The organism is Paenibacillus sp. J22P169 (assembly GCF_059691995.1).
Map to the genome: position 1 here is coordinate 181011 of NZ_JCAUAO010000008.1, position 16297 is coordinate 197307.

Genomic DNA, 16297 nt, shown 5'->3' on the forward strand with positions numbered 1-16297 from the left:
GCTGAACAGGAGGACTGCAGATGGAAACGCTGATGAAAAAAAGACGCAAGTCCACGTTGTTTGCCATACGAGGTGAGATTAGCCGTAAATCTTATATGTCGGGTGTCGTGTTGATCATTGCAGTTGTGCTGCTGTTCTGGAGCGTGATGAGTTACGGCAATTTCGTCAATCGAACCTTTCTTCCAACACCGGATCAGGTGGTCCGGCAGTTCGGGATTCAACTCCAGAACCCCGTGTTCTGGCATAATGTTTGGATTAGTATTTTCCGGGTCGGAGGCGGGTTCTTGCTCGCTTGTTTAATCGGGATACCGCTTGGCATTTTGGCTGGCACGTATCGGTTTGCAGAAGCTATCCTAGTTCCACCTACGGAATTTATTCGGTATATGCCTGCGACAGCATTCATTCCTTTGATTATGGTATGGGCGGGAATTGGTGAATGGGCGAAGGTTCTCGTTATCTTCTTGGGATGCTTCTTCCAGCTGATGCTGATGGTAGCAGACAATACACGGTCGGTATCCAATGATCTATTGCAGACTTCATATACACTGGGCGCAAAACGTTGGCAAGTGATCGAAAAGGTGCTGATTCCAGCACTACTGCCTGATTTGATGAATACACTGCGCTTAATTATTGGGTGGGCATGGACGTACCTGGTTGTAGCGGAATTGGTTGCGGCAAGCAGTGGCCTTGGATTTTCAATTATGAAGGCGCAGAGGTTTTTGAATACAGATCAAATTTTTGTAGGCATTATTGCGATTGGTTTGCTAGGTTTACTGACGGATCGTACATTTGCTTATTGTCATAAGCGATTTTTCCCATGGCTGGAAGGAGGGCGTTAGGATGGAAGCTTTGAACTTGGCAGATAACAACGTGCCCTCTGTAGGGAAAAGTGTAAGTGTACGTAAAATCGATGCTGTCGATGTTACGAAGGTGTACAGTTCGAAGAAGTCGCAGTTCGTAGCATTGGATCGTGTATCCTTTCATGTAAATGCGCACGAGTTCGTCAGCTTTGTCGGCCCTTCGGGCTGCGGGAAGTCTTCGTTGTTACGCATCATTGCGGGTTTAGAGTCCCTGACAATGGGGGATTTAAGTATCAACGGTCATGAGATTGACGGTCCTGGTGCTGATAGAGGCATGGTCTTCCAGAGCTATACATTGTTCCCATGGTTATCTGTGCGAGAGAATATTGAGTTCGGCTTGACGCTGAAGGGTGTTCCATTGTTCGAAAAGAGAGCCATATCCGATCATTTCATGGAGCTTGTCGGTTTGCATAAATTCGCAAGATCATTGCCGAAGGAACTCTCGGGCGGCATGAAGCAACGGGTAGCGATCGCGCGAGCGTTGGCGAATAATCCGGATGTGCTGCTGATGGATGAACCGTTTGGCGCGTTGGATCCACAGACGAAAAACTCCATGCAGGAGCTGTTGCTGCGCATTTGGGAAAAGGAGAAGACCACCGTTGTCTTCATCACGCATGATATTGAGGAAGCGATCTTCCTTTCACAACGGGTGTATGTGATGCAGGCGCATCCTGGAACGATACGCAGTGAGATTGTCATACCGCGCGGGCTGCGGCAGGTGGAGGATGTGAAAGATTCGGAAGCTTTCGTGAAGCTGAAGAAGCAGATCATTTCGTTGATTGGGCATAACGACGAGTAAAGGGTTAAGACAGGGACAACATTAGCAGCGTGATCTGCTGGTGGTGTCCTTTTTGATGAGTTGGTTTGGTTGGGTCTAGTTTGGGAGGGCATGAATAGACGTAGTAGGTTCAACGGAGAAATAGCTGGAAAATATGCAGTTGCGTCGAGGCGAATTCCTTTATTTATTGGAATAAATGGATAATATCCCGCTATTCTAAGACATTTGGCTCGAAAACGGCGAGAAACGAGGAATTAGCTACATGAAATCCATTTAAATCTATTTTTCATCATTAATATGAGAATTTAGCTGGAGGTTTTCCAATTAATCATTTTGACTCCTAACGGAGGAATAGCTACTCTATCCAATCCAGTTCGCTGGGCAGATGCATCGACGGGGAGGAGGAATTTGACGAGTAATATGCTTCTAGCTACAATGAGTTTAAGCGTTTCAAGAATGAGGGCATGAGATGAAAAAAAACAAACAAGCTACCATCGTCGATGTTGCCTCTGAGGCAGGAGTGTCCATTGCGACGGTGTCGAATGTTATTAACCGCAGAAAGGTTCCGATGTCACCGGAAACCATTCGCAAAGTAGATGAGGCAGTTGTACGGCTAGGTTATCGCCGCAACGTCATGGCGACGAATTTAAGTCGGCGGCGCTCGAATGAGTTAGGGCTGATTCTCCCGCATTTTGGCGGGTATTATGGCAGATTTGCTGAGAAGCTGGAGCAGAGATTTCACAGCTATGGCTATCATTTATCTGTGTTTTCAGCAGCAGGGATGGATCCTGAGGTTGAGACCCGGCATATTGAGCATTTATTGCAACGGCGAGTGGACGGTCTGGTTTTGCACGGTTTAGCCATAAGCATGCATTCCACGCAGCAGTTGGTTGGCGAAGGTACGCCGCTCGTCATATTTAACGGCTGGGGTTGGCCGAATGAGATTACGAAGCTTGCGGTAAATCTGGATTTTGCCAAGGCGTCGAGCCAGGCTGTCCAGTATTTCCTTTCACATGGCTGCCGCGCTGTCTTTTATGCAGGTAGACGTAAGGGGATGGGCGCGAATGAGCAGCGGATTGAGGGTTTTCTTGCGGGGTTAGGCGACCAGACTGAGACTACTGTGCATGCGCTTTTGGATGCCGGAGATCTGGGGGTGGCTGGCATCTTGGATGAGGCGCTGCGTGTGAGTGGAGACTTGCGGCCTATCGGCATTTACACGTTCAATGATGCCTTAGCGTTGGAGCTGATTGCTGAATGTCATGCGCGAGGCATCCGAGTTCCCGAGGAAGTACAGCTTATAGGTATGGATAACGAGCATTTCGCCAAGGCGAGTTTCCCTTCAATTACGAGCTTCGAGATGCCGGTCGAGCTGCAAACGAGGTTAGTCGCAGCATTCCTGATGCGGCAGATGGGGGAAGACCTGGATGAGGAGAGCGCTAAGTTGCTTGATTCGTATCTGGCACAGATGAAGGGGCACGAGCTGCTCATCGATATGGAGATGGTTGTGCGTAAATCTACGCACAACGAATAAAACCGTACATCACTTCGGGAGAGGTGATGTACGGTTTGTTTATGATAAAGCTTCGAGTAGCGGAAGCTGGTTAGTGTTAAAGCCATAGCTTAGGCGCCTGAGTGGCTTTGTTGTTTCAACTGCTTTTGCTGTCGCAGAAAGTCCTTTCCATACGCGCCATGCGGATTAATGTCTGCGTGCTCGATTTGAATCGTGGCATGCTCGATGCCGTATTTGCTTTTCAACGTCTCGTTAATAGCGAGAATGACACAGAAGGGCTGAATGTTCGGACTAATAAACACGTGTGCCGTCAGGGAATAGTGGTCGGTCGAAACCGCCCAGAGATGCATTTCATGCACATCTTCTACGCCTTCTACCTTCGCGATCACGGAGCGGATTTCATCCAGATCATACTTTTCAGGGACAGATTCCATCAGGATCATGAAGGATTCTCGAATAATTTTGCTGCCACCTGTAAAAATAATTCCCCCAATCACCATCGAAATCAGAGGATCAAACCAGAGAAGACCTGAGTAATAAATGACAATGGCTGAAATGATGACACCTACCGAGCTTAGTAAGTCACCAAAAAAGTGCCAGAGCGCGCTTTGCACATTGAGATTATCTTCCTCCTTAACGCTGTTATGGAGAACCAATGTGAGTACGAGGTTAACAACGAAGCCAATCGAAGCTATGCCAAGCATGAGTCCCAATTGTATCGGTTGAGGATGGATGGCACGCTGGACACCTTCGACAAAAATACCCAGTGCGATGATACAAAGCGCTAATCCGTTCAGAAACGATGCGATTATCTCAAAGCGCAGAAATCCAAAAGTGAAGCGAGCATTAGGCTGACGCGTAGCTAGCTGTATGGCAACCATGCTCAGGCCTAGTGCAATGACATCTGAAATCATATGGGCAGAATCGGACAATAGAGCTAGGGAATTCGAGAGCACCCCACCGACAATTTCAACAATCGTGAAAAATGCAGTTAGCATGAGGGTGACCCACAGGGTTTTTCTTGACTTACTTTGAACTTTCACATGGTGGAGATGATGATAGTCATACTCGACGCTCATAGGGTTCCTCCTTATTTAGAATTATTCTAATTAACATATACTTAGTATATGCCACATGGGTGAAAGGTGCAACTGAAATTGGTAAAGGAATTTGGCGAGAATAAAGCGTTTTCTATTTTGTAACAGAAATGAAATATTCCTGTTATGGTTCCATAATGTTCACTTGGTAATATAATAAACAAGACCCCCTTTTTAATATAAACTTTTAGAACTCGGCCCCGTTGGCTGGGTTCCTTTTTTTTGTCTATCACCAGAATGCATTGTGTGGTGTCATAATTATTGAGAAAATTTTCATAGTTGTTGAGACTGGATTTTCGGAATTAATGGGAAATGTATAATAATGCATTAGTAGCATTGCTAAGTAGTTGAATAATATAAATAAACAAAAGAAGCCCAGATCAATGCTTAAAATGCAGGTCAGGCCAACGGAGCGCAAAATTCGCGTATACCACTATATAGACCCTTGTTATTCCTTGGAGGATTTGTTAGCTAAGCGCTGTTTGATGCTGCACACCTCCAGTTTTATATTGTTTTTTCGATTACCGAGCGATGGATGCCGTTCGCCATCAGTTGAATTCGATTTGAGACCACAGGGCTAAATATAGACCGAGTAGTTGGCCAGGATGTGTCGGTATAGAGAATAATAGCTTAATAAAGCAAGCTTAATCCGTGAGATCACTTAGGGGTTAAGCTTGCTTTTATTCTCGATCAAGTTAACAGCTTCAATAGCACGACTACATCCTCAGCCCAAATAGCGTGCTTGTAGGTACAAACTTCTTTTGTTCTGGGCGAGCTTAGGAAAACGATTTAGTGTAACGATTTCCCATTGACAATAACGGGAGTATCGTTTTACAGTAAGTTAAGAAATCGATTAACTAATAATACTAACCTCATATGAACTTACTGCAAAGCAATGAATTGCAAACCCGATGTTCCCTCCATCCAGGGCTGCCAACTTGATCTAGGGCAAGTAAATATCCGTCTTTCTTTTTCAGATTTGTAGTTAATAAATAAGGAGGGGACCGATGATGAGAATAGCTCTTGGAAACGATCATTGTGGCTATCCGATGAAACATAAAGTCATAACGTTTTTACAGTCTCTGGGGCATGAGATTACGGATGTTGGCTGTCATTCCGAGAATCCGGTTGATTTCCCAGATATAGCGAAGCTGGTATGCTCGGCTATATTAGATCAGAAAGCGGATCGAGGACTTATGCTCTGTGGTAGCGGAGTTGGGGCAACCATTGCTGCGAATAAAATACCTGGCATACGCGCAGCAGTGTGTCATGACTATCATTCTGCGCACCAATGCGTGGAGCATGACGATGTAAATGTCGCTTTGTATCGGAGCGCAAATCATTGGTTCATGGCTTGCGGAAGACGTGATACGCGCATTTTTATCGGCCGAGTTTCAAACAGAAGAACAATTTAGAAGAAGAGTAAGAAAGTTGAATGAGATGGAGAAATAGCGAGATATCCGTAGATTGACGGTGTATTCCGATATCTGTTATATTTGTTGGATTAATACGTAATTAAGCTGAAACTTATATACGGAATGAAATGAGGAATTTCATTGAAAGTAACCATCGATGATGTGGCTAAAATGGCTGGTGTATCTAAAACAACAGTTTCACGTATACTCAACGGGAATTATTCGCAAGCGACAGAAGAAACGAAAGAAAAGGTTTTAAAGATCATACGCGATTTGAATTATCGTCCAAACCCCATGGCACGGGGATTAAAGCAAATGAGGACGAATATTATCGGTATCGTTCTTTCTAATTTAAGTAATCCATTCTGGTCCCGAGTATTGGAAGGTGTTGAGGATACTTGCCGTCAGTCAGGGTATAGTCTCATGGTATGCAACTCCAATGAAGATTCCGAACGTGAAGCAGAGTTGATTGATGGTTTACAAATGCGCCAGGTTGATGGCATTATTGTTAATCCAACTGTTAATAATAAACCACTGTTTACGGAAATCGTAGAGAAAAAGTATCCACTTCTTGTCATCAATCGCCGAATTTCAGATTTGGAAGTTGATGATGTTGTCGTAGATAACATACAAGGGGCACGACTGGCTGTTGAACATTTTATTCAAATGGGCAGACGTAAACTAGTGAGCTTCGTTTATCAGCCGGAAGGCATCAGTACATGGCAGGAACGTATACTTGGATTTACAGAGGCAATGGGAGAAAACGGTCTTGAAGTGACAGATCAAACGGTCATTCAAGTAGTCAATGCAAGCGGAAAGGTCAAGGCAGCAGTTATCGACTACTTTAAGCAAAAGCCTAATGTTGATGCTGTTTTCTCCACAAATAATATGATGACATTGGAAATCCTGGAAGGCTTTAAAGAGCTTGGTATACAGGTTCCGGGTCAAATTGCCTTAATTGGGTATGACGAGACGGTATGGGCTAAACACCTAAACCCACCATTAACTACGATCGAACAACCGGCTTATGAAATGGGTAGGATTGCAGCTAAAAACCTGATTCAAAGAATTAGTTCTAAAGTGGTCCGCAAGCCCAAGCGTGTCGTGTTAAAACCGAATTTGATTATTAGGCATTCAAGCGGTGCAGCAGATGCTAATCATCCATAAAATAACGATGCGCAGTCATTAACGACTGACGCATTTTTTTTTGCATTTTTTTGTTGAAACCGCTTGCTGGATTGAAATAAACGTGTTAAATTTTACTTGTAAATCGATTTCCTAAATCGATAAACCTTATTCTAAGGAGTGTGCTGTAATGCCCAATCTAGGATTTCGAATTTTGCAAAGGTCTGAGCGCCCATGCCGTACATTGCTAGATCAGTTTCAAGACGTCGTTACTCCACACATTAGTGATAATTTAAATCGCATGCATGCCATTTCTTCAGAGCTGCGTCCTTATCATCAAGCAGGCAGCAAGCTCGTGGGTGCAGCCTTAACCGTCAAGACAAGACCCGGGGACAATCTAATGGTACATAAAGCTATCGATCTGGCAGAGCCAGGGGATGTCATTGTTGTTGATGCAGGCGGGGATATGACCAATTCTATCGTTGGCGAAATTATGCTTCGCTTAGCTCAGAAAAAACAAATTGCTGGATTCATTATCGACGGCGCCATCCGTGATACAGTGGCCTTTACGAATGACACCTTTCCGGTATATGCGCGTGGCATTACCCATCGCGGTCCATACAAGGATGGACCTGGAGAAATCAATGTTCCCGTTTCAATCGGCGGCATGATCGTTGAGCCGGGCGATATCATTGTCGGCGACGAGGATGGTTTGGCTATCGTGCCGCTGAGAGAAGCGGAAGGCTTGTTGAAGCTCATCCGTGAGCAGCAGGTGCGTGAGCAGCATATTTTACAATCCATCGAGAATGGCACGGTGAACCGCGATTGGGTGGATCAGACATTAAGACAGAAGGGCTGTGAAGGGGTATGAGATTGCCGCTTAATTATGATTGGGAGAAACTGCAATCTTTTTGCAAGGAAGTGTTCGTTCGTGCCGGCGTACCAGTGGCGAGCGCATCCACGATTGCGGAGTCATTGGTACAGGCAGATTTGCGCGGAGTTGAATCTCACGGTGTTGTGCGTACTGCCATTTATTTGAAACGTGTAGAAAAAGGAATGATGGACCCGCACGCTGAGCCTATCATAGTGTCAGAGTACGGGAGCACCGCCCTGATCGATGGGAGCAATAATTTTGGAGCTGTGGTGGGGACTTATGCGCTTGAAATGGCGATGGAACGAGCTAAGAAATACGGTGCGTCTGTTGTGGGTGTAAAGGGCTCCAATCACTTCGGCACCGGAGCTTATTATGCTAAGAAAGCGATCGAACAGAACCTGATTCTGCTTGTGATGTCTAACGCATCACAGACAATGCCGCCGACGGGTGGAGTCCGCCCTTTCATCGGCACCAATCCATTATGTATAGGGGTGCCGGCAGGAGAGGAGAACCCTTTTATTCTGGACATGGCAACAAGTGTTGTTGCAAGGGGGAAGATCATCGTCGCAGCACAAAAAGGGGAAGCGATTCCTTTAGGATGGGCGATCGATAAAGAAGGTAATCCGACAACCGACGCAGAGGCTGCATTGGAGGGATCTGTTCTGCCAGTCGGAGGTCCTAAGGGCTATGCCATATCCATGTTTATTGATATATTGTCGGGCGTGTTAACCGGAGCTGGTTATGGACAATATGTCAATAACATGTATGAAAATTGGAATGAGCCGCAAAATGTAGGTCATTTCTTCATAGCTGTGGATATTAGTCGATTTATTCCGCTTGAGTTGTTTAAACAAAGGGTCGATCAGTACATCCGGCAAATCAAAAATGAACCTAAAGCACCCGGAGTGAAGGAAATTTTGGTGCCCGGGGAAATTGAACATAGACAGTCGGTAACACGTAAGCGAGAAGGCATTCAGCTTCCAGCCAAGGTGGTTGAGGAGCTGAATGAAATTGGTTTGAAATTCGGTTTGCAGCTTAGCGAAGCTGCTATCCAAAATGCCCCAGTCATCGAAAGCTCCCAATCATAAATGTGTAAAGACAATGTGGAAAGGGTGGGGAGCAACATGCTGGATCATATCATCCTGCTTAAATTTCAGGAGAGTACGACCAACGAACAATTGCAAGAAGTGATAGAACGTTTTAAATCATTAAAAAATCATTTGTGGGGCGTCTTGGACCTACAGGCCGGTCTCAATTTCTCCAATAAAAATCAGGGATTTCAGGTTGTTCTGACCATTCGATTTGAAAATCCACCTTGTCTATTATTACAGTGATGTATAAATGGAACGAGCTGCTTTGGTCGCTCCTCATTTTATCGAAGAGCAGCATGTTCACCGTGTCTATCGGTGTGGCATCGAGCGGTTTGAAGCTTTAATCTGAATCGCTCTTCGTATACGACTGCCAAATCAATAAAACAAATCCAATGTGGAGGTGACTGACAATGATCGAATTGACAAAAGAAGAGAAACAAAAACTAATGGATGTTTATCGTAAGCTGCGCGTTGCCGATGTGCGTGATGGCATGGACTGGAACATGATGCATTTCGTAGGCAGCATCCATACAGATACGATCAAGCCTTTGTTCCGCACCAACTTCTGCGGCTTTGCCAAAACAGTTCAATTCGTACCGACGAATCGCACAATTCCTACGATGGAGCCAGAAGCGTACACGAAATTCTCAAATCACTGGTATGGCAATATCGCCACCTATCACTGGGGCAAAGAAATCGGCGAAGATGATGTGCTGGTTCTGGACGCAAGCGATACGAACGTTGGTATTATTGGTTCCAATAACGGCTTGGAATATAAAAGCCAAGGCTGCCGTGGCATCATCACAAACGGAGGAGCGCGTGACACAGATGAACTGATCTTGAATCAAGTGCCGGTTTTCTCCCGTCACGTGTCTCAAACGATGGTTCAAGGTCGTGTAGAATTCCAGGCGCAAGATATCCCTGTTAACATTAACGGCCAACTCGTGCGTCCAAATGATATTATCGTAGCTGACGGTGATGGAATCATAGTCGTACCTCTTGAAAAAGCATGGGAAGTAGCAAAATATTCGACACAGGAAATGGAAGCGGATAAGAAGAGCCGCCGCAAGTTGTACGATAAAATGGGCTTGTCCGTCGATGCGTCCGTTGCAGGCTACTAAACCTGGAAATCCCGGTTATACCGGGGTTTTTCCATATTCCACCATTACTTTCACTCAAAAGGGGGAAATCACGATGAATCCGCTAGATATGCGCCAAATTGCTTTTCTTGGGCTGGGCGCAATGGGATTGCCAATGGCCAAAAACTTAGTGAGAGCAGGCTTTAAGCTGCATGTGACTGTTCACAGAGACCCAGGACCGGCCGAAGAGCTTCGCAAACTGGGGGCCGAGGTACACGCTTCCCCTGCGGGAGCGATTGCCTCAGCCGGCGTGATCGTCAGCATTTTGCCGGAGGATCGGCAAATGCAGCAAGTGCTGCTGGCCGACGAGGTGTTGGCTGAAGTGCAGGAAGGACAGCTGCTGCTGGAAATGACATCGGGCTCCCCAGGAGCGATGAAGGATGTTGCGGAGGCATACGCAGCCAAACAAGCGCTTGTCTTGGATGCTCCTGTCAGTGGAGGCACGATTGGTGCAGAGAAAGGGACGCTGACGGTTATGGCCGGAGGCAGCGAAGAGGCGTTGGAGATGGCGCAGCCAATCCTTGAAGCCATGGCACAAACGGTTCATCCTGTCGGAGCTATTGGGGCTGGCAAGGCGGTCAAGGCGATCAACCAGATGCTTGCAGCCGTACATATGCTGGCTGCCTCTGAGGCCGTCGCCTTATCGGAACGGCTTGGCGTTGATTTGGAGGCATTACAGAAAGTCATTGGCAGCAGTTCCGGCGGCTCATGGATGTTTGCGAACAAAGCGCAGGCGATTGCAGAGCGGAATTTCCATCCTGGTTTTAAACTTAATCTGATGAAAAAGGACATCGGTATTGCCCTTCAGGAAGGTAAAGACCAACCGATGCCTGTAACGTCTCTGGCTTTTCAGCTGTATGAAATGGCGGCTAAAGAGAACAGCGAGCTAGATTTTGCAGCCGTGAGCCGTGTAATTAGAGGCTAATCACTTCGTTTTCCAATTAGTGGTAGTCATCAATCTGTGCAAGAATGAAGAGGGAAAGGGGCAGTTTCGTTGAATTCCTTAGTTAGCAAACCAATCGTACGAATACAAGTATCCACTGCAGGAGGGAACAAGAGCATGTTGACAGCATTGATTGTAGATGATGAACCGTTGATGCGGATGGGTATCCAAAAGGCGATTGATTGGAGCAGCTATGGAATCGGCGAAATCAATACGGCCCCTAACGGGAGAGTTGCTCTTCAAATGGTCGAGGAACAGCAACCTGATGTGCTGTTGACAGACGTCCGTATGCCAGGGCTGGACGGTTTGGAACTTTCGAGAATCGTTAAGGAACAATGGCCTTCAATAAAAATTGTCATTATCTCCGGCTACGATGATTTTAGTTATGCCAAAAAGTCCATTGCTTGCGGGGTAACGGACTATCTTTTAAAGCCGATCGATAGTAAATCCTTCAGATTCCGAAATTGATTATTCAGCCGCTAGTGGAAAACGCAATCTTTCATGACATTGAGACGAAGGAAGAACAAGGAATAATTACGATTTGGGCAGCTATCGATGAGCAATCGCTTATACGGAAATGAGTATGGTCTCCAAGTGGACCGTAGGCTTGAAAGAGGCTTTAGCGTGGTAGCTTCGCTTCCAAAGAATATGGAGTGAAATAGAGGGAGGAAACAAGATGATAAACCGGATTTTCCGTTATGAACTGCCAACGATTATCGAGTTCGGCAATGGGGCGGCAAAAACATTGCCTCATCATGTTCTTGAGCTCGGGGGAAGCAAGGTGCTCATCGTCAGTGATCCCGGCGTACTGAAGGCTGGAGGCGTCGACCGACTGACAGCACCGCTGAATGATGAACAGATTCCTTATGTCATTTACTCAGACATTGAACCAGATCCCAATATTGAGTCGGTCGCCGCCGCAACGGAGCTGGCCAAGACTGAGGGGTGCGACCTGGTGGTCGGCATTGGCGGCGGCAGCTCGCTTGATACGGCTAAGGCTGTCGGTTTGATGCTCGGTAATGAGGGCAATATTCGTGATTATGTTGGCATTAATAAAGTGCCGCGGAAAGGAGCGCCAGTCATTGCGATTCCGACGACCGCGGGGACCGGCAGTGAGCTTACCATTTGGTCTGTGCTATCTGACAAAAAGGCAAAGGTCAAGCTCAGCGTTGGCAGCCCATATAATTGTCCGTCGTTGGCCTTATGCGATCCTGAGCTGACGGTATCCTTGCCAGCATCTCTCACTGCATCCACAGGGATGGATGCTTTGACGCACGCATTGGAATCTTACGTCAATAAAGCGACACAGCCGATCTCCGAAGGTATGTCCGTTCAGGCCATGAAGATGATTGCCCGCAGTCTGCGGACTGCCGTCGTTCAAGGGGAGAATTTGCAGGCGCGTCACGACATGCTGCTTGCCAGTCTGATCGCAGCGATGGCATTTAATCCGACTCGCCTTGGGCTTTCGCACGCATTGGCCATCCCCCTAGGAGCACATTTCAAGATTCCGCATGGTATCGTAAATGCGATCCTTTTACCTGAAGTTATGACGTTCAATCTTATTGGGAATTTGGAGAAATTCAAGGAAATAGCCGTCATTTTTGGAGAGAAGACCGACCATCTTTCTTTGCGGGAAGCAGCCGATCTTTCTGTTTCAGCTATACGCCGCTTAAAAGAGGATATTGGCATTACACAGACGCTTTCGGATTACGGCGTAACAGAAAAGGCCCTCGATATGATCGCTGAGGAAGCGATGCAGTCGGGCAACGTGCCTGTCAATCCTGTAAAACCAACGCACGAAGATCTCAAACAGTTATGTCGCGCCGCAATGTCAAAGACCAATGCCATTACTGCAAGGTAACGAAAGGAGCGAATGTGTAATGCCAGACTATGAAATGCTTAATTGGTTACAGGATGCCGGCGGTCAGACCTATGGCAATTACATAAACGGTGAATGGAGGCCTGCAAATGGTGGGCGTACCTTCCAAGTTGTTCATGCCGCAGAGCATGAGAGGGTAATCGGATATTTTGCAGATTCCGACTCCGCTGACGTGAACAGCGCAGTTGAGGCCGCTGATGCTGCTTTCACGAGTTGGTCTGCCTTGCCTGGACCGGAACGGGGGGCGATTCTTCTACGTTTCGCAGACTTGATGGAGCTTGATCGCGACGAGCTGGCTTTCCGGCTATCCGCTGAGCAGGGTAAAACGATTGCCGAATCCCGGGGAGAGGTGGCTCGAGCGGCTAAAGAAGCACGCTTTGCCGCAGGAGAAGCGTCACGTATCTTAGGAGAAACCGTTCCGAGCGAACGCCGGAATGTGCGGAATACGGTTGTTCGTTATCCGATTGGCGTTGTTGCTGCAATAGCGCCGTGGAACTTCCCGGTTGTTACACCTGTTCGAAAGATCGCACCTGCGCTCGCCTACGGCTGTACGATTGTATTCAAGCCGGCTTCTGCCACGCCTTGGGCATCGGCAAGGCTCATGGAACTGTTTACAGAAGCCGGGGTGCCGAATGGGGTTGTGAATATGGTGACGGGCGGAGGATCACGGGTCGGAGACCCGCTTACTAAACATCCGCGGGTGAAGGGGATCAGTTTCACGGGATCAACAGAGCTGGGGTTACGAATCCAACAAACGGCAGCCGTGCGTTTGGCACGTACTCAGCTGGAGCTTGGAGGCAAGAATGCCGCAGTGGTGCTAAACTATTCTGATCTCGGAGGAGCAGCGAAGCAAATTGTCTCTGCTGCATTTGCTTGCTCCGGCCAACGCTGCACGTCCATTAGCCGGGTAGTGGTACTTAAATCACATGCCGAGAAGCTGATAGAGGCTTTACTCCAAGAGATTAAACAACTTCGTGTTGGTCCGTCTTGGGAACCGGGTATTCATATGGGCCCGCTTGTCAATAAAGAGCAATTGGAATCCGTCCAGCGCTATGTTCGTCTAGGCAAAGCTGAGGGTGCAGAGCTGTTGTATGGTGGCGAAGTACTGAGCGGCGGCGCGTATGAAACCGGAGCTTACATGGAGCCTGCTTTATTCGTGAATGTAACTGAAAATATGACCATTGCTCGCGAGGAAATTTTTGGTCCAGTGCTTACAGTTATTGAAGCGAGTACCAAAGAGAATGCATTGCGTATCGCCAATGGAACTAATTATGGTCTTGCAGCATCGATATTTACCGATGAATTGAGTGATGCCAATGAGTTCGCTGCACGCCTTGAAGCCGGTATGGTGCACATTAATCATGGAACTGCAAGTGAAGCGCATATGCCGTTCGGTGGCGTTAAGCAATCAGGATTTGGTGCTTTTTCTATCGGTAGTACGAATCAGCAATTTTATACGGAGCCTAAAGTCATTTATACTTTGTATTAACAAGAGGTGAAAGAATGCACATCGTTGTACTCGATGGTTATACGCTAAATCTCGGAGATTTGAGTTGGGAAGAGCTGGGTAAGCTTGGTACCGTCACTGTCTATGACCGAACGCCGCCACCGCTCGTAAAAGAACGCATACAGGAGTCGGACATCGTGTTGACGAATAAAACGCCACTTTCCAAAGACGCTTACCGGCTTGAACCGGTTGAAATATATCGGGGTTTTGGCAACAGGCTATAATGTCGTTGATGTCAAAGTAGCTTCCAGCCAAGGTATTGTCGTGACCAATGTGCCGACGTATGGTACGGACTCCGTAGCTCAATTTGTTTTTGCCCTGATCTTAGAACTATGCCACAGAATCGGCAAGCATAGCGATAGTGTGCGTGCGGGGGGCTGGGAAGAATCTCCGGACTTTTGCTATACACTTAGCAGACAAATCGCACTGGCAGGCAAAACGTTGGGGATTGTCGGCTATGGCCGAATAGGCAAGCAGGTTAGCCGTTTGGCGCAGGCATTTGGCATGCGCGTGTTAGTCGCAGGTAGAGAGGGACGGGCGTCGGAAACGGGAGGGGAATTCGTGGAACGTGTTCCGCTGGAGCAGTTGCTTGCCGCTTCCGACTTCGTAAGTCTGCACTGCCCGCTCACACCGGATACGGAGGGGCTGTTCAATGAGGAGAGGATCGCTCTCATGAAACCGTCCGCTTTTCTAATCAATACGTCTCGGGGAGGACTGCTGGTCGAGCAGCATGTGGCTAATGCTTTAAATGAGGGGAAAATTGCCGGAGCAGGACTAGATGTACTATCCTTAGAACCGCCCAGTATGGACAATCCACTTTTTCTTGCCAGAAATTGTATCGTAACGCCACACATGGCATGGGCAACCTTCGAGGCTAGAAGTCGGTTGATGGACATTGCTGTTGGAAATGTGGTTGCTTTTTTACAGGGGAAATCTATAAATACGGTTAATCCAGTTTAGACAGAAGAATGGAGCCTTAACAGCTTCCATTCTTCTGTCTAATACGAAAATATGTGCTCAAGAGGCGGTGATGTTTTACATGAAAATCATAATTGCTCCCGATTCTTTCAAAGGAAGCATCCGTACTGCAGATACCGCAATTGCTATTCAGAAAGGTATAAAGCGCTGCCTTAATGGAATATACCGTTGATCACGTTGCTGATCTGCGTCTGGATAATGAAACAGCAGTTCCCTTAGATGCTCAAGTGGAAATGACGAATTTGAAACATTTCGCTGAGGTTATTCAGATCAATACCCAACTAGCTGAACAGATTTCTAAAGTCGTGAGCCAAGATTATTTCCCGCTCATTATCGGCGGAGATCATAGTATTGCTATTGGCACAATTGCGGGACTATCTAATCATTATAAGCAGTTAGGGGTCATTTGGATTGATGCACACTCCGACTTAAATTCAGCAGATACAAGCCCGTCTGGAAACATACACGGCATGTCACTTGCGGTCAGCCTTGGCATCGGGCACCCCTTATTGACCAACATGAAAGGTATAAATCCGAAGGTGAAATCAGAAAATATTGTGCTTATCGGATCTCGATCTCTGGATGAGGGTGAGAAGAAACTAATTCGCTCCCTTGGTATAAAATGCTTTACCATGTACGATATTGACCGCAAAGGCATGGCACATGTGATACAAGAAGCAATTGATTATATTAAATTAAGAACAGATGGCGTTCATCTCAGTTATGATGTTGATTCTGTGGATCCTATTAAGGCACCTGGCACAGGGACTGCCGTCAAAGGTGGACTTCAATTCCGCGAAGCTCATCTCGCCGTCGAAACGCTGCATGAAGCAGGTATTGTGACTTCTGCTGAATTTGTTGAGGTGAACCCGCTACTCGACGATAGCAACAAAACCTCCGAGTTAGCGGTAAGCCTTATCAGTTCCTTCTTCGGTGATCAAATTCTATAATCGACTAAGCAGGAGCCCTTTCAGTTGTTTATTTTATGTAACAATTAATCAGTTCAATAGGTTCATTTTTAGCGTTTCTAATTCGCATCAGATATTTTTCAGTGAGTCTCATTCAACCAATAATTATTGAGGACTTAGAAATAAAAGCAAC

17 protein-coding genes and 1 pseudogene are annotated in these 16297 nt (G+C 46.8%); 17 read left to right on the forward strand and 1 reads right to left on the reverse strand.

What is annotated here, in order from left to right; all coding sequences use genetic code 11:
* Window positions 1-20 precede the first annotated feature (20 nt).
* The 3 genes from AC58QG_RS28550 (at window position 21) to AC58QG_RS28560 (ending at window position 3169) form a co-directional block, all read left to right on the forward strand.
* Window positions 21-839: an ABC transporter permease gene (locus AC58QG_RS28550; protein WP_497365457.1), complete on the forward strand. Its 819-nt coding sequence runs from the start codon at window positions 21-23 to the stop codon at window positions 837-839.
* Between the two features lies 1 nt (window position 840).
* Window positions 841-1659 (forward strand): ABC transporter ATP-binding protein, encoded by an 819-nt coding sequence (locus AC58QG_RS28555; RefSeq protein ID WP_497365458.1) that lies wholly within the window; start codon window positions 841-843, stop codon window positions 1657-1659.
* 448 nt (window positions 1660-2107) lie between these two features.
* The gene (locus AC58QG_RS28560; RefSeq protein WP_497365459.1) at window positions 2108-3169 is read left to right on the forward strand and encodes a LacI family DNA-binding transcriptional regulator; all 1062 of its coding nucleotides are present in this window, start codon (window positions 2108-2110) and stop codon (window positions 3167-3169) included.
* A gap of 89 nt (window positions 3170-3258) precedes the next feature.
* Here AC58QG_RS28560 and AC58QG_RS28565 read toward each other — a convergent pair whose 3' ends face one another.
* A complete protein-coding gene (locus tag AC58QG_RS28565; protein WP_497365460.1) occupies window positions 3259-4227 on the reverse strand; it encodes a cation diffusion facilitator family transporter in 969 nt (322 codons plus the stop codon).
* A 1067-nt stretch (window positions 4228-5294) separates the two neighbouring features.
* On the opposite strand from AC58QG_RS28565, the pseudogene AC58QG_RS28570 reads away from it, so the two are divergent.
* From AC58QG_RS28570 to rocF, 14 genes and pseudogenes are all read left to right on the forward strand, one after another.
* Window positions 5295-5507, forward strand: a pseudogene (locus AC58QG_RS28570) (RpiB/LacA/LacB family sugar-phosphate isomerase); the annotation flags it as partial.
* A gap of 52 nt (window positions 5508-5559) precedes the next feature.
* Entirely contained in the window at window positions 5560-5697 is a 138-nt protein-coding gene (locus AC58QG_RS28575; RefSeq protein ID WP_497365461.1) for an RpiB/LacA/LacB family sugar-phosphate isomerase, read from the forward strand.
* A 104-nt stretch (window positions 5698-5801) separates the two neighbouring features.
* Complete coding sequence (locus tag AC58QG_RS28580; protein ID WP_497365462.1) at window positions 5802-6827, forward strand: LacI family DNA-binding transcriptional regulator; 1026 nt, start codon at window positions 5802-5804, stop codon at window positions 6825-6827.
* Between the two features lie 148 nt (window positions 6828-6975).
* The gene (locus tag AC58QG_RS28585; protein WP_497365463.1) at window positions 6976-7656 is read left to right on the forward strand and encodes an RraA family protein; all 681 of its coding nucleotides are present in this window, start codon (window positions 6976-6978) and stop codon (window positions 7654-7656) included.
* Window positions 7653-8747 (forward strand): Ldh family oxidoreductase, encoded by a 1095-nt coding sequence (locus AC58QG_RS28590; protein ID WP_497365464.1) that lies wholly within the window; start codon window positions 7653-7655, stop codon window positions 8745-8747. Before AC58QG_RS28585 ends, AC58QG_RS28590 begins: the two co-directional genes overlap by 4 nt.
* 36 nt (window positions 8748-8783) lie before the next feature.
* A complete protein-coding gene (locus tag AC58QG_RS28595; protein ID WP_497365465.1) occupies window positions 8784-8993 on the forward strand; it encodes a Dabb family protein in 210 nt (69 codons plus the stop codon).
* Window positions 8994-9160: 167 nt separating this feature from the next.
* Complete coding sequence (locus AC58QG_RS28600) at window positions 9161-9871, forward strand: RraA family protein (protein ID WP_497365466.1); 711 nt, start codon at window positions 9161-9163, stop codon at window positions 9869-9871.
* Between the two features lie 73 nt (window positions 9872-9944).
* Window positions 9945-10814, forward strand: coding sequence for an NAD(P)-dependent oxidoreductase (locus AC58QG_RS28605; RefSeq protein WP_497365467.1), 870 nt, complete (start codon window positions 9945-9947; stop codon window positions 10812-10814).
* A gap of 135 nt (window positions 10815-10949) precedes the next feature.
* On the forward strand, window positions 10950-11300 hold the full coding sequence (locus AC58QG_RS28610) for a response regulator (RefSeq protein WP_497365468.1): 351 nt from the start codon (window positions 10950-10952) through the stop codon (window positions 11298-11300).
* 208 nt (window positions 11301-11508) lie between these two features.
* Window positions 11509-12693 carry an iron-containing alcohol dehydrogenase gene (locus tag AC58QG_RS28615; protein ID WP_497365469.1) on the forward strand — a complete coding sequence of 395 codons (1185 nt, stop codon included), beginning with the start codon at window positions 11509-11511 and terminating at the stop codon, window positions 12691-12693.
* Between the two features lie 19 nt (window positions 12694-12712).
* Window positions 12713-14200 (forward strand): aldehyde dehydrogenase family protein, encoded by a 1488-nt coding sequence (locus AC58QG_RS28620; RefSeq protein WP_497365470.1) that lies wholly within the window; start codon window positions 12713-12715, stop codon window positions 14198-14200.
* Between the two features lie 14 nt (window positions 14201-14214).
* A complete protein-coding gene (locus tag AC58QG_RS28625) occupies window positions 14215-14442 on the forward strand; it encodes a hypothetical protein (RefSeq protein WP_497365471.1) in 228 nt (75 codons plus the stop codon).
* On the forward strand, window positions 14399-15178 hold the full coding sequence (locus tag AC58QG_RS28630) for a D-2-hydroxyacid dehydrogenase (protein WP_497365472.1): 780 nt from the start codon (window positions 14399-14401) through the stop codon (window positions 15176-15178). Before AC58QG_RS28625 ends, AC58QG_RS28630 begins: the two co-directional genes overlap by 44 nt.
* 173 nt (window positions 15179-15351) lie before the next feature.
* Window positions 15352-16146 (forward strand): arginase, encoded by a 795-nt coding sequence (gene rocF, locus AC58QG_RS28635; RefSeq protein WP_497365473.1) that lies wholly within the window; start codon window positions 15352-15354, stop codon window positions 16144-16146.
* The last annotated feature ends 151 nt before the right edge of the window (window positions 16147-16297 follow it).